The organism is Xenorhabdus innexi (assembly GCF_002632485.1).
GTDB lineage: Bacteria > Pseudomonadota > Gammaproteobacteria > Enterobacterales > Enterobacteriaceae > Xenorhabdus > Xenorhabdus innexi.
Window position 1 is genome coordinate 49,014 of record NZ_NIBU01000015.1, and the last position, 18,712, is coordinate 67,725.

Consider the following 18,712-nt stretch of genomic DNA (forward strand, 5'->3'; position numbering starts at 1 on the left):
GGATGAGGTAAGGCATCCCACTGCTCCGTGCCCAACGTCAATCCAGATACAGTGGGTTAGCTGCAATTAAAACAATATCTACTTAAAACAATACCTACAGCTTACCCCTGTAGTAATATCCCAGAAATTTCAAAAGTTTGATTTGCCTTCGGATGCGGCTAGGCTGTGACAACAGACGATAAAGCCATTCCAGACCTAGATTTTGCCAAATTTTTGGCGCGCGTTTCACATGGCCAGTGAAAACATCATACGTCCCTCCGACTCCCATATACAGTGAGCCAGAATGCACTTTTCGACAGTCACGCATAAAAATTTCCTGTCTGGGCGAGCCCATTGCGACCGTGACAATTTTTGCACCGCTGGCATGAATACGCTCAAATACCGCATTACGCTCCTCAGCGGTAAAATAGCCATCCTGACTGCCGACGATATTGACGTTCCACTGTTCACGAAGTTTATGTTCAGTCTGCGCCAGAATATCCGGTTTTCCACCCACCAGAAATACAGGTGTACCTTCACGTCCTGCTCGCTCCATCAAGGCTTCCCATAGATCTGCACCCGCAATGCGTGATACCTGCGCATCCGGGTATTTACGCCGGATGGCACGCACGATACTGATGCCATCCGCATAAAGATATTCTGCTTCATCCAGCAAGGTGCTCAGAGCATTGTCTTTCTCAGCAGTGAGCACTTTTTCTGCATTGATCGCCACCAGAGTCCCTGCCTTAACCTGCCCATCCTGAAAAAGATGATCAAGGAAATGCGACATTCCCTGAAACCCCCACAGTTTCAGACCACGGATATGATATTTACGTATATTATTCATCGCTATTTTTGCTCCTTACATCCACTCGGACAGGGGTTTCTGGTGATACAGACATATTGGTGATGACAAATTTCCGGACAAGCCCAGCACTGTCAAACAGCCAGTACAGCAATTTTGCCACTATCAGACACAAACCAAAGACAGCACCAAAGAACACAACACGGGAAACAAAAGAATCCATACCTTCGCGAGCAAGGACTATCATGTTGAAAATCGCACCAAAGCAGAATGCCTGCAAAATAGCAGCCTTATAACGGTTTTTTTCCTGTTTCCCGGCTTCATAAATCCAGTCAAACCACTTGATAATCATGCCAACCACGACTGCGCCAAGGGGTATGAAAAATACGCCCCCCATAACAACCAATGAACCGATTAGAGTTGGGGAAATTGCCAGACCGGAATGGTTATTCAGTACATCCCAGGTAAAATAATTGGCTGTGTTCCAGACCAAATTTGGCCGATCCGGCCAGACCCAGCTCGGAATAAAAACATAGAAATCGCGGATAATCGGGGCTAACCCCTGAAAATCAATTTTGCTGTAGTTATCCAACAGTAAAGCCAAATTCTCCCACGGAGAAAAAGTATCTCGGGTCAGATACAGGAAGGTATAAAATGCTTCTGCTCCGCTCACATCAAGGCTATAACGTTTCAGAGCCAGCCAGAACATACCGACGATGCCCATCACACCGGCCACAAGCAGCATCCACAGTGTAATCCAGCCCCGGACGATACCGATAAACAGAAACAGGGCAAACGCAATGATAATATTGGCGCGGGTGCCGCCAACAATGACATAAGTCAGAATGCCGAACCCGACTGTTCCCACTAAAAATAACAACCAACGCGTTTTGGTTGGTTTCAGGAAAAAGACCACCAGCATGGCGGGGATAAAGAAGTAGAAAAAGCGCTTAAGCGCCACTCCGGAAACCTTACTGGAAAAAATCTGGCTGTATGACTGTAACTTAAATAACAGAAAACCATTTTGCAGGAAGAAAGAGCCAACGGAAAAGATGGCAATGCCCGCCAACAAAAGCCACGCCAGATTAGTCTCCACCCGGTTCATGGTGAATAAAGGCCTGCGCGGTACAAGATTACTTGTTACGCTATTCTGATCCGAAGACCGATACCTGAGACGTACTTTATAACTGACATAATAAATAGCGTAGAAACAGGTTGATGCTAATATCGCATACAGCAGTGAACTCACCGGTACAACCTGCACATCAAACTGAAAAACCAGCAGGCTCGTCAGCGGGAAACCAAAATAAAAAGTCAGCAGGTAAAGCAGTGAGAAAAAAATATTAAAATTAAAACGAACGCGTTGAAATTCTTGATACGTCAGTGCCAGAATAAAAACCAGCGAAATCGTGTAAACAATAAACAACCCACCCAATTGCACCAACGTCATGGCAACTCTCCAGATGCTTCCAGCAGGGCCATCTTCCACCCTTTGACAAAATTAGGATCAAAAAAAGCGATTGCCCGCTTATCGAGAGACAGCATCTGACGCTGTGCTTCCTGCACCCAATGCTTATTCAGTTCATCACCATCAAACAGGATCGGTATTTGCTGTTCGGCTAAGTCCTGCCAGAAGGGATTCTGACGGCTCAGAACAAAAGGGATCCCCTGTTGAATCAGCAGACAAAGCGTTCCTATCCCCTGCTGGCGCTGAAAAATAAAATAGCCCAAATCACATTGACGCAGTAATGATAAATAATCGTCAAAAGTCATTTTTTCTTTCAGTATCCTGACATTTTCAGCTCTGAATAACGACAATGCAGCCTGTTCCACACGCTGGATATAAGCCTGATTATTCTCGGGATAACCCATTGGCAGGATAATCCGTGCTTCCGAACCAAATTGGCGGTGAATTTTGTGTAGTGCTTCAATATGCCGATTAGATTGATCACCTGAATTTCCCAGTAAGAGGGTAATCCCTTCAGGGGAAAATAATTTTTCTGTCACTGTCAGCGAAGGTGTCATCCGTGTTGGGAAATAGAGCAGTGAAGCCGGTACACGAGGGTTGGATTTGGCGAAATAGTTAAGATCACCACGCGTAGCAAATACTTTCCCTATCCTCTTCTGAGCCAGACGACGCAATAGATAGAACAAACGATATTTAAGCTGGCGGGAATCTTCATACAAATCAGCTCCCCACACATGCCACCAGAATTGATGACGTTTGATTTTTCCGGTCAATAAAGCCAGCCATAAACCGGGATTAAACTGCCCATGGAAAAAGAAGCGGTTAGCCCGGTCTTCCTGTGCCTGTGCGATAACTGCCTGCGATAATAGTGCTTTGTTTTCATAAGTTGTGATTGTTAAAGCAGGATAATTTTCTGCTACCCCTGAGTTATTTTTAGCCACCACCATAAAACACGGCTTGGCTGAGGAATTAATTTCCTGTGCCAGTACGTCATTAAAAAAACGCAGCAGCGTTTGATTGTGATGTGGGATATCCGATCCCAATACGTGGATTAAGGTTGTCATGCTCGTCTGCAATAAATAATAAATACGCTACAACAAAGGCTAAAATAAACGATATAAGTCGCCATATAAGACTGTGCTGCTCCCAACGCTCCATTTATCGGGATCAGCCAGTGAGAAAAACCTGTCAACAGCAGAAACTGGCTGACTTCCGCCAGTACGTAAAAACGCAGGGCGGCTTTTGCTATCACCAGATAGCCAAAAACATAAGCACAAACTTTCAGAACATCCCCTACCAACTGCCATGCGAATAGATCCCGCATTGCGGTAAATTTATCTGAAAATAACAGCCAGATAACAAAATCACGCAATAACCAGACGGAAAAACTGGCAATGGCCACTGCAGGTAATACAAATTTCAGTGCCTTTACGATCTCACTGGTGATCTTATTTTTACTTTCTAAACGAGAAAGAGTCGGCAGCAAATAAACGGTAAAAGAGGCAGTAATAAATTGTAAGTAAGCATCAGAAATACTGCTGACACCCTGCCAAATTCCCACTTCTTCCCAACTATAATGCTCTGCCATTAAATTTCGCATCATGATGTAAGCGACTGGCAGTGTAATGGATGTCAGCAATGCCATCAGCGTAAACTTCCCTAAATGGCTGGCAATGACACGATCCCAAGCTGGCTTCAATGATGAAAACGCTATTGTTTTTCTATGCAGTAACATCATTCCTGCCGGTAAAACCACTAACGCAGGGACTAAAGCCAACCCAGCCAGAGCACCTTCATAACCACCCAGCCAATAACACAGGACATAAGCAATAACCCCTGTCAGGCTGCCCAGTATAATTGCCAGAGCATTTCCCTGAGCATCGCGGAACCCCTTCAAAATAGCCAGAAAATAGTTGGCATAAGCGATTCCCATTTGGATAAATGCGAGCGCCTGCACAACAGTTTTGTAATGATTGTGACCAAACAAACCAATACTGATAGCGTCACTGAATAACAGGAAAACTACCGCCAGTAAGGTAGAAAACCCCAGAATAATCGTGGATGATGTTCCCAGGACAGCCCTGAGCTTTTCTGGTTGAGAATGGTGCTCCGCAACATATTTGGTCACACCATTGAAAATCCCGGCACCGGACAGTACCCCCAGAACAGTAATGAGCTGGCGGAAATTTCCCGCCTGCCCCACTCCTGCCGGGCCAAAGGAAACGGCCAGAAGTTTAACGACCAGTAACCCCACACCAATTTTGATTAGTGTGGAGCCCGCCGTCCAGACTGAGGCTTTGGCAAGTGACATATCAGGCAAAAAATTCCTTGATGCGGCTGATAACGAACTGTTGTTCTTCATCAGTGATATTGTAAAACATAGGTAAGCGTACTAAGCGTTCACTTTCGCCGGTAGTAAAACGGTCTTCGCCATGAAAACGACCACATTTTTCACCCGCCGGGCTGGTATGCAGTGCAACGTAATGGAATACCGTCAGGATATCCGCCTCTTTCATAAAGCGGTTAAATTCACTACGCTCTGCCACATCTTTCAGTTTGATATAAAACATATGTGCGTTGTGTTCCAGATGTTCTGGCACAACCGGCAGAGTCAGTAACCCTTTATCAGCCAATGGTTTCAGAGCCTGATAGTAATTATTCCATAACATCAGGCGACGCTGATTGATTTTATCCGCGACTTCCAGTTGTGCCCACAAAAATGCGGCCTGTAAATCAGATAAAAGATAACTGGAACCAATATCACGCCATGTATATTTGTCTACCTGCCCCCGGAAGAACTGAGCGCGGTTAGTGCCTTTTTCACGGATAACCTCGGCACGGGCAAGCATGGATTGATCGTTGATCAACGTTGCTCCACCTTCACCACCAGCCGAATAATTTTTAGTTTCATGAAAGCTGAAACAGCCAATATGACCGATAGTGCCTAATGCACGGCCTTTATAAGTAGACATAACGCCCTGTGCCGCATCTTCTACGACATACAGATTATACTTTTCTGCCAATGCCATAATGGTATCCATTTCGCAGGCTACCCCGGCATAATGTACCGGCACAATGGCGCGGGTTTTATCCGTGATGGCGGCTTCAATTTTGGTTTCATCAATGTTCATCGTATCTGGATGAATATCCACGAAAACAATTGTTGCTCCACGCAGAACAAAGGCATTAGAAGTCGAAACAAAGGTGTAGCTCGGCATGATGATTTCGTCACCCGGCTGGATATTCAGCAGTATTGCTGCCATCTCCAATGAAGCAGTACAGGATGGTGTCAGCAGCACTTTCAGGCAGCTAAAACGCTTTTCCATCCACTCTTCACAACGCTTGGTAAAACCACCATCACCACACAATTTCCCGCTGGCCATTGCCTGTTGCATATATTCCAGTTCAGTGCCGACTACCGGTGGTTTATTAAATGGAATCATTTCGTCCTCTGTATAACCAATATGCGGTGCTTTCGATGGTCGCACCACTACGTGTATAAAGACGCAAGGCCGGGATATTGCTGATTTGTGTCGCAATTCTCAGCCGCTGTATCTGATGGTTATGACACCACTGTTGCGCCGCCGACATCAATTTCCTGCCAATTCCCTGCTGATACTTACCCGGTAATACAGCCAGTAAGCCTATCCGTGCTTCATGGTTTCCGGTGTTCCTCATAGTGACAAAGCCGACAGGGCTGCCGGATTCATCGTTGACGAGTAAACATTCGTGGTCAAAAGTGCCCAGAATTGCGTTTTCAACCCAGACTGCATAAAACCGACCGCTGTCATCCGGCTGATACCAAGGAGCACGAAAACGGCTGACTGTAAATACACAGGCAGCCGCCGCTTTCAGTAACGGAATATCCTGTGGGGTCGCCGTTATCAGGCATTGCTCCCTGCCAACCTTTTCTGGGCTGACCGGTAAAAGTAAATCTGCTTCGCCTTCCACCAGGGAGAATCCCAGAGCGGACAATTCATCTATCAGATGCGGCTGTTGAGCCGATATTTTCGCCTGCACCAGTGCATATTCATCTAACTGAGCTGTTGTTATCTGCCTCGGTATCAACAAAGACTCAGGCGCTAAATTCAGACGGGCAGTGGACAGGCCAAAAAATTGGCTGTCCCATTCCAAAGGTTCAATATCAGCGTGAATAGACATGGAGTATATCCAGCAAATATTGACCGTATCCTGTTTTTACCAGCTCTGCCGCAGAAGCCCTGACCTGCTCATCACTCATCCAGCCATTACGCCATGCGATCTCTTCCAGACAGGCAATTTTGAAGCCCTGCCGTTTTTCGACAGTCTGCACAAATGTACTGGCTTCAATCAGACTGTCATGAGTACCGGTATCCAGCCAGGCAAAACCTCGCCCCAGTAACTCAACATTCAGTTCGCCCTGTTCCAGATATATCTGGTTAATAGTGGTGATTTCCAGCTCTCCACGGGCAGATGGTTTTACCTGCTTGGCAAAATCCACAACTTTGTTGTCATAAAAGTAAAGCCCGGTCACAGCCCAGTTTGATTTTGGTTGCACCGGCTTTTCTTCAATGGAAAGCACGCGATATTGTTCGTCAAATTCCACCACACCGAACCGCTCAGGGTCCATAACCTGATAGCCGAATACGGTTGCACCCTGACTACGGGTTGCAACACTCTGCAACTTGGGACTGAATGCCTGACCAAAGAAAATATTGTCACCCAGCACCAGACAACAAGGGTCTTCGCCAATAAACTCTTCGCCTATCAGGAATGCCTGTGCCAGACCATCCGGTGAAGGCTGTACGGCATAGCTCAAATGAATGCCAAAACGCTCACCATTACCCAGCAACCGCTGGAATGCAGGTAAATCTTCCTGAGTTGAAATAATCAGGATATCGCGTACTCCGGCCAGCATTAAGACTGACAATGGATAGTAGATCATTGGCTTGTCATAAATAGGCAATAACTGCTTTGATACGCCACGTGTTATTGGATACAGACGTGTGCCGGAGCCACCTGCCAGTATAATTCCTTTCATGTCATCCCCCAGATGGATTTATTTATTTCCGCAATGATCAAACTTTCCATCATGGTCGGACAAGCCAAGACGTTCCCCTGCATAAGAGCCATCCTGCACCCTGCGCCACCAGTTTTCGTTTGCCAGATACCACTGCACGGTTTTACGAATACCGGATTCAAAAGTTTCCTGCGGTGTCCAGCCCAGTTCACGTTCAATTTTTGCGGCATCAATGGCATAGCGCATATCATGCCCCGGTCGATCAGTGACGTAGGTAATCAGCTCACGATAATGGGCCACGCCCTCTGGTTTTTCTGGTTTAAACTCTTCCAGCAACTCACAAATAGTCTCGACCACATCAATATTGCGGCGTTCATTATGACCGCCAATATTATAGGTTTCGCCCGGTACGGCCTGAGTCACGACCAGATATAATGCCCGTGCGTGATCTTCGACATACAGCCAGTCACGGATCTGTTCCCCCTTACCGTAAACAGGCAACGGTTTACCTGCCAGTGCATTCAGGATCACCAGAGGGATCAGTTTTTCCGGGAAATGGTAAGGCCCATAGTTATTCGAACAGTTTGTGATCATGGTCGGTAAACCATAGGTACGGTGCCATGCCCTGACCAGATGGTCGCTGGATGCCTTGGAGGCAGAGTAAGGGCTGCTCGGCGCGTAAGGCGTTGTTTCGGTGAAAAATCCCTCTTCGTCGTGCAAATCACCATATACCTCATCCGTAGAAATATGGTGAAAACGGAATGCCGCCTGTCTTTCCTTATCCAGTTGCTGCCAAAATGCACGAGCCGCTTCCAATAGGGTATAAGTGCCAATGATATTGGTTTCGATGAACGCCGCTGGTCCGTCAATGGAACGATCAACATGGCTTTCCGCCGCCAGATGCATCACCGCATCAGGCTGGTATTGCTGAAAAATACGATCCAAAGCATCACGATGACAGATATCCACCTGTGCAAACGCATAATGAGGATGACCTGCCACCGATGACAGTGATTCAAGGTTGCCAGCATAAGTCAGGCTATCTACAACAACGACACTGTCTTCGGTATGATTGATGATATGGCGAACCACCGCAGAACCAATAAAGCCTGCTCCGCCCGTAATCAGAATACGTTTCAACGCCAGACTCCTTTACTATCAACAACCCATTTTTGTTTTATCTGGCTGCCGTTGATGGCTTTAAACTGACTGTGATCCACCAGCATCAATACAATATCCGCATCGCTCAGTGCCTGTTGCAGGCTGACCAGCTCCACCATGCCTTCCAGTGAGTGAGGCAATTCGTGAATATTCGGTTCAACAGCCAAAGTAGAGCCAGCATGCCACTGCGCCACCATTTTGGTGATATGAACCGCTGGGCTTTCACGTAAATCATCAATGTTTGATTTAAATGCCAGACCAAAACAGGCAATTTTGATTTCACTGGCCCGCTTGTTGCTTTCCGCCAGACAGTCCGCCACCGCAGCTTTCACTTGGTCAACAACCCAGAGTGGCTTGTCATCGTTCACAAGGCGGGCAGTGCGAATCAGACGAGACTGCGCAGGATTCTGCGACACAATAAACCACGGATCGACGGCAATGCAGTGCCCACCGACCCCCGGCCCCGGTTGCAGAATATTCACCCGGGGATGCCGGTTTGCCAGAGTGATAAGTTCCCAGACATTAATGCCCTGCTCGGCACAAATAAGCGAAAGCTCATTAGCAAATGCGATGTTAACATCCCGGAAGCTATTCTCAGTCAGTTTACACATTTCAGCCGTTCTGGCATTGGTGACAACACATTCACCTTCAAGGAAAATTTTATACAACTCACTTGCTCTGGAAGATGATTTGGGTGTCATGCCTCCCACAACGCGGTCGTTTTTGATTAGCTCCACCATGACCTGACCCGGTAATACCCGTTCAGGACAATAAGCGATATCAATATCTGAATTCTCTCCTGCCTGTTGCGGGAAAGTGAGATCTGGCCGGGCTTCAGCCAGTTTTTCCGCCATTTGCTCCGTCGCACCGACCGGCGATGTTGATTCCAGAATAATCAGGTCACCTTTTTTCAAAACGGGTGCAATGGATTCTGCTGCCGAGTACACATAGGCCATATCAGGTTCGTGATCGCCCTTAAAAGGCGTGGGAACCGCTATCAGAAATGCATCCGCTGGCTGAGGCGAAGTTACCGCTCTCAGATAACCACCCTCAACAGCAATTTTTACAACGTGATCCAAATCAGGCTCAACAATGTGAATCTCTCCACGATTAATCGTCTCTACTGCATGCTGGTTAACATCAACACCAATAACCGTTTTCTGGCAGGAAGCAAATGCTGCCGCAGTAGGTAAACCGATATAACCAAGACCGATCACTGAAATTGTCTCAAAACTCATAATGTCACCTGATTTTTCTTCAAAATTTCCAGAATTTTCTGGCAAGCCTTACCATCTCCATAAGGGTTATGTGCGCGGCTCATTTGTTGATAAGCTGACTCATCCGTCAATAAACGCGTGACTTCATCAACAATAGTTTGGGTTTTTGTCCCTACCAGCCGAACAGTCCCCGCATCGGCTGCTTCCGGGCGCTCTGTGGTATTGCGCATAACCAGAACGGGCTTGCCGAGAGAGGGAGCTTCCTCCTGAATTCCACCTGAATCAGTGAGGATCAAATAGGCATGATCCATCAGATAAACAAAGGGTAAATAATCCTGCGGGCTGATAAGAATAACATTATCAATGTCATGCAGAATGCGTTTTACCGGTTCACATACATTAGGATTCAGGTGTACAGGGTAAACAACCTGCACATCAGGGTGCATTCTGGCGATTTGCGCCAGCGCTTCACAAATTCGTTCAAAACCACCACCAAAATTTTCGCGGCGATGGCCTGTTACCAGAATCATCTTTTTCGCAGGGTCAATAAAAGGATAAAGCTCAGCAAGCCGCTCCTTTAATAGGTCGTCATGCACGATACGATCACGTACCCAGAGTAAAGCATCAATAACTGTATTTCCTGTAACGAAAACAGCATTATCTGCAATAGATTCCTGTAAGAGATTACTGCGGGCGTTTTCTGTCGGGGCAAAATGATACGTCGCCAGATGGCCTGCAATTTTACGGTTAGCCTCTTCCGGCCACGGAGAGTAAAGATCGCCTGTTCTCAGTCCGGCTTCAACATGCCCTACCGGTATACGCTGGTAAAAAGCCGCCAGACTGGTTGCCATTGTTGTTGTGGTATCACCGTGCACCAGCACCACATCTGGCTTGAACTCATTCAAGACCGGCTTTATGGATTCAAGTATCCGACAGGTAATATCCGTGAGATCCTGCCCTTTTTTCATAATATTGAGATCAAAATCCGGCTTGATCCCAAATAAATTCAGTACCTGATCCAACATTTCCCTATGCTGTGCGGTCACACAAACTTTTGCCTCAAAATCACCATCCTCAGCCAAAGCGTGTACCAACGGTGCCATCTTGATGGCTTCCGGGCGAGTACCAAACACAGTCAACACTTTCACAGTGACTCTCTTATTTTGTTAATCATTGCTGGGTAGTTCCAAAAGGAATATAAAATTATGCGCGTAAACGTCTCGCTAATGCGACTCCTGCACCAACCAACAGGCCTACGCCTCCCCATAAAATCATCATAAATACACGACGAGGGCTGTCTCTGTTAACGGGTTCTTCAGGTGTTCTGAGATAACGGTAGGTCTGAAAAGTGTTCTGCAAAGTAGGGCCAACACTGAGTGTCGCCAGCATCGCTATATTTTGATCATAATCGATACTGTAATTAGGGCCTGTGGCTTCCAATGTTTCAAGCTGAGCCTGTAATAATGGCACGCCCAGCATGAACATTTTAGATTCAGGTAATTCCCCGATAGGAATATTTGTCTGGTTACGCTTAATACCCTGTTTTTCAGCCACTTTCAATGACTGCTGTAATACATTCAGCTCTCGGTTATACATGGCTTTGGCTACCATTTCCTGCCGTTTAACCAACGCTTTCATCGACTGAGTCCGTGTTGCCCATGCACCTTTTATTTCGTTATTCAGGTGAGTGCTCGCCCGTTGGTTAGCAAAAGCAATATACTCCCGCAAAAGCCGGTTTGCATCAGCCGCTGTTTCTGCCGTCAGTCTGATACTTTCATTCTGAGCATTTTTCTCACCACGAAGTGTCACCTGAATATTGTTGATTAGTTCTTCCAGCAACACCGCATCAGCTTTGCGATTACCATCATGACGTTGTTTGTAGTAATTGGAGTGTAGCCAGAATTCACGGCGGGTATCATAGGCTTCAGCCTGTGTCATGAACTCTTTGTATGCACCATCGGGGATGGTCGGCAACTGAGCTTCTGGTGAAGCATTAATGTGCGTATCCAGATTGCGTAAAAATTGCTGTTGTGAATAATAACTCCCCAAGTTATTGGTTGTCGGTAAATCCACAATAGCGGTTGCACTCCATTTTTGCTGCATCAGATACGATGCAGCCAGAGCAACAGCAGCGAAAATAATTGCCAGTGCGATAATCCATATCTTGCCACGCCACAGAGCACAACATAGCGCACGAATATCCAGTTCATGCTCTGTAACCGTTTGATCCTGATTAGATTTCGTTTCTGAGTTTTCCACTGCGCAAAACCTCTTTGATAAGCCGATATTTTTTAATGATGGCTTGTGACCCGACGCATCCGACGTTTACACCGTTTAATAAAACGGGCCACCCGCCAGGCTCTTTTAATACAATAACCATACAACATAAATGCTAGCAAAAATAATGCCAACATTACCCATTCAGGAACAAAATCCAGTTGCTCACCAATAATGCCAATCCCGGCTAACAAAGCCGCAGCCATGGTAATCAAGACAAAAGCCTGACGGGATGTGAAACCAGCACGCATGATTAAGTGGTGAATATGCTGGCGATCAGGTGAGAATGGGCTCATTCCCTTACGCAACCGACGATACATAATCGCAACCATATCCATCAACGGAATGGCTATGATCCATAGTGCTGTCACCGGATTGATAGAACGATTTACTCCCTGAGTCGTTTCAGTCAGCAGCCAGATAATGGTAAAACCAATTAATGTGCTGCCTGCATCCCCCATGAAGACTTTAAAACGTTTTCCTAACAACTCTAAATTAAGAAAAATATAAGGCAGTATCCCGGCGATAAATGCAAAGCACCAAAATGCCAGAGCTGTATTTCCGCGTTCATAAAGCAGAATACCCAAAGCCCCGAAAGAAACGCAAGATAAGCCTCCTAACAAGCCATCAATGCCATCCATCATATTAAAGGCATTAATGGCTGCCCAGACAGCAAACAGGGTGACAACATAACTGAATGGTCCTAATACCATCTCCCATGGCCCAAAAACTTCACCCAGATTTTCTAGCCTAAGCCCGGCAAAATACATCATACTTATGCCAACTAAGGCTTGAATTATTGCCCGAATCTTTACACTAAGATCAAAGCGATCATCTAACGCGCCAATAAAAACCAGTATTCCAGCACAAAATAAATATGTCCATTGATGGGGAATAAACTCTTTTGTTATCGAAAAACCAAAACAAACCCCAAAAAAGATAGATATCCCACCCACCAGAGGTATTACTCCATGGTGACATTTACGGGCAGTCGGTTTGTCAACGAGGCCGATATGTTGTGAGACTTTACGCGCCACAAATAAAAACATAAATGAAAATACAAATACGCATAAAATTTCAGCAGTTATACTGGGAATATTCACAATAACAACTCTCTGTAAAAAGAATAGTAGAGCATATATTATTCATTGCCTTTAATATTCCATTTAAAATCAACTTATTAAATAAGTATCCAGTCAATAAATAAGGTGCCAACAATGAATGTAAGTAAGATAGTTACACGTTGGTAAAACCTGTCGTAGATCGTGATCAATAATTATTCACGGAGTACCTATTTCAGTACAGCTTAGGAACACGCATCTTCTAAAAATAACTAAGCAAAATACATGCCATATTGTGCGAAGTTAAACTTTATCAATAAAAAACGCCACAGAAGAGTGGCGTTTTTTTGAAGAAGTGATCGCTTAATTATTTTTTGTTTATAGAATATCAATTTTTCATTAGCAGACTACGAACGTTTCATAAAGTCGAAAAATTCTTCGTTTGTTTTTGTCATAGCCAGTTTGTTGATAAGGAATTCCATTGCATCAATTTCACCCATCGGATGAATAATTTTACGCAATATCCACATCTTCTGTAGTTCATCCTGCGTAGTGAGCAACTCTTCTTTACGCGTACCAGAGCGGTTGTAATCGATCGCAGGGAAAACACGTTTTTCTGCAATCTTACGGGACAGGTGCAATTCCATATTACCTGTACCTTTAAATTCTTCGTAGATGACCTCATCCATTTTAGAACCGGTATCAACCAGCGCTGTAGCGATAATGGTCAGGCTACCGCCCTCTTCAACATTACGCGCAGCACCAAAGAAACGTTTAGGACGATGCAGTGCATTGGCATCCACACCACCGGTCAATACTTTACCGGAAGCAGGAACAACGGTGTTATAGGCACGGGCAAGGCGGGTTATGGAGTCTAACAGGATAATAACGTCTTTTTTATGCTCAACCAGACGTTTTGCTTTTTCAATCACCATTTCAGCAACTTGAACATGGCGGGAAGCTGGTTCATCAAAAGTAGAAGCGATAACTTCACCTTTTACCAGACGCTGCATTTCGGTAACTTCTTCTGGACGCTCATCGATTAGCAATACCATCAATACGCAATCCGGGTAGTTATTGGCAATGTTCGCCGCAATGTTTTGCAGCAGCATGGTCTTACCTGCTTTTGGTGGAGCAACAATCAGACCACGCTGACCACGACCGATAGGTGCAGCCAAATCCAGAACCCGGGCTGTCAGGTCTTCTGTGGAACCATTACCACGCTCCATACGCAAGCGGTTATTCGCGTGAAGTGGGGTGAGGTTCTCAAACAGGATCTTACTGCGGGCGTTTTCTGGTTTATCAAAGTTAACTTCATTAACTTTTAACAGGGCAAAATAACGTTCACCTTCTTTTGGTGGGCGGATTTTACCTGAAATGGTATCACCGGTACGGAGGTTAAAGCGGCGGATTTGACTTGGAGAAACGTAGATATCATCGGGGCCTGCAAGGTAGGAGCTGTCTGCGGAGCGGAGGAAACCGAATCCATCCTGCAATATCTCCAGCACACCATCTCCGAAAATATCTTCTCCGCTCTTCGCATGCTGTTTGAGGATAGAGAAAATAATGTCTTGCTTGCGCATACGAGCCAGATTTTCCAGCCCCATATTTTCGCCGAGAGTAATTAACTCTGATACCGGCGTATTTTTTAATTCGGTAAGATTCATAATGGTGGGTTCTTTAACTCGGGGTATATCTCGAACTATGAACGTGAATGGTATGGCAGCGTTATCGGTGCCTGTTTATTTGTACCCAAAACAAATACAACCTTTTAACATATTATTTATATTACAAGGTAATAGTCTGAAGTACGCTAATTGATTTCAAAATAAGGCTAACAAACTGTGAATGCACGGCTGAGATGGTAATAACAAAAAGTGATTAAGTTCAGAACTAAAAACTATCTCAGTGAAAAAACTATCTCAGTGAAAAGCTCTCTCAGCGTAGGTACTGTTTCAGCGAAACTGTCTCAGCAAATATTATCTTAGCAAGGAGGCTCAGTAAGAGAAGGCTTCAACATAAACGCCAGCACGAAAACATCATTGGGATGTTAGCATAAAGACGTCTTCAGCATCAGGCCATATATTGAGTAACTCGCTATATATGCTTTTAGATACTATATGCTTTTAGATACTGTACTAAATACGATATGCCATCAGATATTTCAAGGTGTCGAGATAACAGACTTATTAGACACTACAGATTGTTTAGTATGTAACATGCCGATTGTCAATTATTCATACAAATGATGAAAGTTTTTCTATGCATGTTCCATTTACATTTAAGCACGTGGTCGCTAACTTATCATGCTTCGTAGCGGACGTCTAGCTGTCAGTAAGATAAATCACTTTATCCGCTAAACGTCCTTAATTACTGTGAACAAACTCTAAATTAGAGGTATGGCTCCAAGAACTCTTTCAATTGAGTTTTTGACAAAGCTCCCACTTTCACAGCGACTTTTTCACCGTCTTTAAACAGAATCAGTGTTGGGATGCCACGAATACCAAATTTTGGCGCGGTTTCAGTGTGATCATCAACATTCAGTTTAGCGACAGTCAGCTTACCTGCATATTCTGAAGCAATTTCATCCAGAATAGGAGCTACCATTTTGCAAGGCCCGCACCATTCAGCCCAGAAGTCAACCAGAACAATACCTTCTGATTTCAGCTTATCTTCATTAAAGTCGCTGTCAGCCAGATGAATCACACCTGCATTCACAATCTTCTCATTCATTAATTGGACTCCAAAGTAAAATCTTTTAGGTTATCAGTCTACATTAACCAACATAAGGTGTCTTTATTTCAGCGGATACACTTTCTTAAAGCAACTGTTAGCTGATATTCTACCACACTATGAGCAAAACACATTTGACAGAAAAGAAGTTTTCCGACTTCGCATTGCACCCCAAGGTCATTGAAGCCCTTGATAAAAAGGGTTTTTCCAACTGTACGCCAATACAGGCGCTGACATTGCCTTTTACTGTCGAAGGTCAGGATGTTGCGGGGCAAGCACAAACAGGAACGGGCAAGACGCTGGCATTTCTGACGTCTACTTTTCATTATTTACTCAGCCATCCCGCTGCGGCGGATCATAAAATCAATCAGCCACGCGCGCTGATTATGGCTCCTACCCGAGAACTGGCTGTCCAGATTTATTCTGATGCAGAAGAACTGGCAGAAGCCACAGGGCTAAAAATGGGGCTTGCTTATGGCGGAGATGGTTATGACAAGCAGCTGAAAGTACTGGAAGCCGGTGTTGATATCATCATTGGTACTACAGGCCGCTTAATTGATTATGCTAAACAAGGATATATCAATCTCAGTGCTGTTCAGGTTGTGGTATTGGATGAAGCAGATCGGATGTATGACCTTGGTTTTATCAAGGATATCCGTTGGTTATTCCGTCGTATTCCTTCTGCTACTCAGCGTATGACGCTGCTGTTTTCCGCCACACTATCTTATCGGGTGCGAGAATTAGCCTTCGAACAGATGAACAACCCTGAATATGTAGAAGTCGAACCATTACAGAAAACAGGGCACCGTATTCAGGAAGAACTGTTTTATCCTTCCAATGAAGAAAAAATGAGTCTGCTACAGACCCTGTTGGAAGAAGAGTGGCCTGAACGCTGCATTATTTTTGCGAATACCAAATATCGCTGTGAAGATGTCTGGGCGCATCTGGCTGCTGACGGCCATCGTGTCGGTCTGCTGACCGGTGATGTCGCCCAGAAAAAACGCCTGCATATACTGGAAGAGTTCAGTCAGGGTAATCTGGATATTCTGGTTGCTACCGATGTTGCTGCTCGAGGGCTGCATATTCCATCGGTAACACACGTATTTAACTATGATTTACCGGATGACTGTGAAGACTACGTCCATCGTATTGGCCGAACTGGCCGGGCAGGCGAAAGTGGCCATTCAATCAGTCTGGCCTGCGAAGAATATGCGCTGAATCTGCCAGCTATTGAAGAGTATATCCAGCATCAGATTCCTGTAAGCAAATATAACAGCGATGCATTGCTGACAGATTTACCTGTACCCAAACGCCGTAACCGCTCGCGTTCAGGGGGACATCCTCGCCGCACAAATACGCCGCGTCGTGGAAATACTGTTCGTAATCGTAAACGCAACCCGTAAACGTTCAGGCTGATTAACGTAATTCTGGAATAACAAAATGCTGAGTTCTTCTTCGCTCTATGCCGCTATCGATTTAGGCTCAAACAGCTTTCATATGCTGGTTGTCCGCAGAGTATCCGATAGTATTCAGGTGGTCGCCCGAATCAAGCGTAAAGTCAGGCTGGCTGCTGGATTAGATAAAAGTAACAACTTATCACAACAGGCAATGGAACGAGGATGGCAATGCCTTCGACTCTTTGCGGAATATTTGCAGGATATTCCTGAACCACAGATCCGCGTTGTCGCAACAGCAACACTACGGCTTGCTGCAAATTCCGCTGAGTTTGTCGGGAGAGCCTCTGAAATCTTAGGTTCTCCCGTCAAAGTTATCAAAGGGGAAGAAGAAGCCCGGCTGATTTATCAGGGCGTTGCTCACACCACAGGCGGGCCGGAGGAACGTCTGGTGGTGGATATTGGCGGCGGCAGCACAGAGCTCGTTACAGGTACGGGCGCAAAAGCCACGCAATTATTCAGCCTTGAGATGGGTTGTGTTACCTGGCTCGAGCGTTATTTCAATGATCGCAGCCTGACAGAAGAAAACTTCGCTAAAGCAGAAGCCGCTGCTCACCAGATCCTTGCTCCGGTCACTGAGACACTGCTGAAACAAGGCTGGCAGATTTGTGTCGGAGCATCCGGTACTGTTCAGGCTCTTCAGGAAATTATGATTGCTCAGGGTATGGATGAACTTATTACTCTGCCCAAACTGCAACAACTTAAATCTGAAGCGATTGAGTGCGGGAAGCTTGAAGAGCTGGAGATAAATGGCCTGACTCTGGAACGGGCGCTGGTTTTTCCAAGTGGCCTTGCCATCCTGATTGCGGTCTTTCAGGCATTGGGGATTGAGAGCATGATTCTGGCAGGAGGCGCATTACGTGAAGGTCTGGTTTACGGAATGCTGGAATTACCTGTCGAGCAGGATATCCGAACCAGAACCTTACAAAATGTTCAACGGCGTTTTCAGATAGATACAGAACAGGCACTACGAGTCAGACAACTGGCAGAGCATTTCTTTCAGCAAGTTGCTAAAACATGGGGATTGGATGAACGATGTCGGGAACTGCTGGTCAGTGCCTGTCTGCTGCATGAAATCGGCCTGTGTATCGATTTTCGCCAGGGGTCGGCTCATTCTGCCTATCTGATTAATCATTTAGACCTCCCCGGTTATACCCCCGCTCAAAAACGCCTGCTGGCAACATTATTACAAAACCAGTGTGGAGCTATCGATTTAGTATCACTGAACCAGCAAAATGCGTTATCGGCGCCGATGGCACTACGATTATGTCGTTTACTACGTCTTGCCATTATTTTCGCCAGTCAGCGGCGGGATGACGTTTTATCCGCTCTGCGTTTATGGGCTGAAAATGAAACGCTGACCATTACACTTCCCTATCAATGGCAAGCACTGCATCCTCTCAGGGCTGAAACCCTGCATCAGGAAAGTACATGGCAACGTTATGTCAACTGGCCACTTTTTATTGAAGAGCAGAGTAATTCACATTTGGGATAAATCCAGCTTCTGACAAGACAACAAAAAATGAATAGTTTTCCCCCGACTCATCTACTGAAAAAG

Annotated in this window: 16 protein-coding genes; 2 read left to right on the forward strand and 14 right to left on the reverse strand. The window is 45.5% G+C overall.

Features of this window, described 5'->3' with window-relative positions; all coding sequences use genetic code 11:
* Positions 1 to 94 precede the first annotated feature (94 nt).
* The 14 genes from wecG to trxA all read right to left on the reverse strand — a co-directional run bounded on the left by wecG (position 95) and on the right by trxA (position 15,700).
* Positions 95 to 826 (reverse strand): lipopolysaccharide N-acetylmannosaminouronosyltransferase, encoded by a 732-nt coding sequence (gene wecG, locus Xinn_RS08405; RefSeq protein WP_422645973.1) that lies wholly within the window; start codon positions 824 to 826, stop codon positions 95 to 97.
* The gene (wzyE, locus tag Xinn_RS08410; protein ID WP_086955054.1) at positions 819 to 2,234 is read right to left on the reverse strand and encodes an ECA oligosaccharide polymerase; all 1,416 of its coding nucleotides are present in this window, start codon (positions 2,232 to 2,234) and stop codon (positions 819 to 821) included. The genes wecG and wzyE overlap by 8 nt, the downstream gene beginning before the upstream one ends.
* Positions 2,231 to 3,316, reverse strand: coding sequence for a TDP-N-acetylfucosamine:lipid II N-acetylfucosaminyltransferase (locus Xinn_RS08415; protein WP_086955053.1), 1,086 nt, complete (start codon positions 3,314 to 3,316; stop codon positions 2,231 to 2,233). The genes wzyE and Xinn_RS08415 overlap by 4 nt, the downstream gene beginning before the upstream one ends.
* On the reverse strand, positions 3,313 to 4,563 hold the full coding sequence (gene wzxE, locus Xinn_RS08420) for a lipid III flippase WzxE (protein ID WP_086955052.1): 1,251 nt from the start codon (positions 4,561 to 4,563) through the stop codon (positions 3,313 to 3,315). Before wzxE ends, Xinn_RS08415 begins: the two co-directional genes overlap by 4 nt.
* A 1-nt stretch (position 4,564) precedes the next feature.
* Positions 4,565 to 5,695: a dTDP-4-amino-4,6-dideoxygalactose transaminase gene (gene rffA, locus Xinn_RS08425; protein ID WP_086955051.1), complete on the reverse strand. Its 1,131-nt coding sequence runs from the start codon at positions 5,693 to 5,695 to the stop codon at positions 4,565 to 4,567.
* Positions 5,682 to 6,413: a dTDP-4-amino-4,6-dideoxy-D-galactose acyltransferase gene (rffC, locus tag Xinn_RS08430; protein ID WP_086955050.1), complete on the reverse strand. Its 732-nt coding sequence runs from the start codon at positions 6,411 to 6,413 to the stop codon at positions 5,682 to 5,684. The genes rffA and rffC overlap by 14 nt, the downstream gene beginning before the upstream one ends.
* The gene (gene rfbA / locus Xinn_RS08435) at positions 6,397 to 7,272 is read right to left on the reverse strand and encodes a glucose-1-phosphate thymidylyltransferase RfbA (RefSeq protein WP_086955049.1); all 876 of its coding nucleotides are present in this window, start codon (positions 7,270 to 7,272) and stop codon (positions 6,397 to 6,399) included. Before rfbA ends, rffC begins: the two co-directional genes overlap by 17 nt.
* A gap of 18 nt (positions 7,273 to 7,290) precedes the next feature.
* A complete protein-coding gene (rffG, locus tag Xinn_RS08440; protein WP_086955048.1) occupies positions 7,291 to 8,391 on the reverse strand; it encodes a dTDP-glucose 4,6-dehydratase in 1,101 nt (366 codons plus the stop codon).
* On the reverse strand, positions 8,388 to 9,650 hold the full coding sequence (gene wecC / locus Xinn_RS08445) for a UDP-N-acetyl-D-mannosamine dehydrogenase (protein WP_086955047.1): 1,263 nt from the start codon (positions 9,648 to 9,650) through the stop codon (positions 8,388 to 8,390). Before wecC ends, rffG begins: the two co-directional genes overlap by 4 nt.
* Positions 9,647 to 10,777: a non-hydrolyzing UDP-N-acetylglucosamine 2-epimerase gene (gene wecB / locus Xinn_RS08450; RefSeq protein WP_086955046.1), complete on the reverse strand. Its 1,131-nt coding sequence runs from the start codon at positions 10,775 to 10,777 to the stop codon at positions 9,647 to 9,649. The genes wecC and wecB overlap by 4 nt, the downstream gene beginning before the upstream one ends.
* Before the next feature lie 55 nt (positions 10,778 to 10,832).
* Complete coding sequence (wzzE, locus tag Xinn_RS08455) at positions 10,833 to 11,888, reverse strand: ECA polysaccharide chain length modulation protein (RefSeq protein WP_086955045.1); 1,056 nt, start codon at positions 11,886 to 11,888, stop codon at positions 10,833 to 10,835.
* A 32-nt stretch (positions 11,889 to 11,920) separates the two neighbouring features.
* On the reverse strand, positions 11,921 to 12,994 hold the full coding sequence (gene wecA, locus Xinn_RS08460; RefSeq protein WP_422645975.1) for a UDP-N-acetylglucosamine--undecaprenyl-phosphate N-acetylglucosaminephosphotransferase: 1,074 nt from the start codon (positions 12,992 to 12,994) through the stop codon (positions 11,921 to 11,923).
* Positions 12,995 to 13,374: 380 nt separating this feature from the next.
* A complete protein-coding gene (gene rho / locus Xinn_RS08465; protein WP_086955043.1) occupies positions 13,375 to 14,634 on the reverse strand; it encodes a transcription termination factor Rho in 1,260 nt (419 codons plus the stop codon).
* A gap of 724 nt (positions 14,635 to 15,358) precedes the next feature.
* Positions 15,359 to 15,700, reverse strand: a complete 342-nt coding sequence (gene trxA / locus Xinn_RS08470) for a thioredoxin TrxA (RefSeq protein ID WP_086955042.1) — start codon at positions 15,698 to 15,700, stop codon at positions 15,359 to 15,361.
* 119 nt (positions 15,701 to 15,819) lie between these two features.
* Between trxA and rhlB the strand changes: the two genes are divergently transcribed.
* Positions 15,820 to 17,103 carry an ATP-dependent RNA helicase RhlB gene (gene rhlB, locus Xinn_RS08475; RefSeq protein WP_086955041.1) on the forward strand — a complete coding sequence of 428 codons (1,284 nt, stop codon included), beginning with the start codon at positions 15,820 to 15,822 and terminating at the stop codon, positions 17,101 to 17,103.
* 37 nt (positions 17,104 to 17,140) lie between these two features.
* Positions 17,141 to 18,649, forward strand: coding sequence for a guanosine-5'-triphosphate,3'-diphosphate diphosphatase (gene gppA / locus Xinn_RS08480; protein ID WP_086955040.1), 1,509 nt, complete (start codon positions 17,141 to 17,143; stop codon positions 18,647 to 18,649).
* Positions 18,650 to 18,712: the final 63 nt, after the last annotated feature.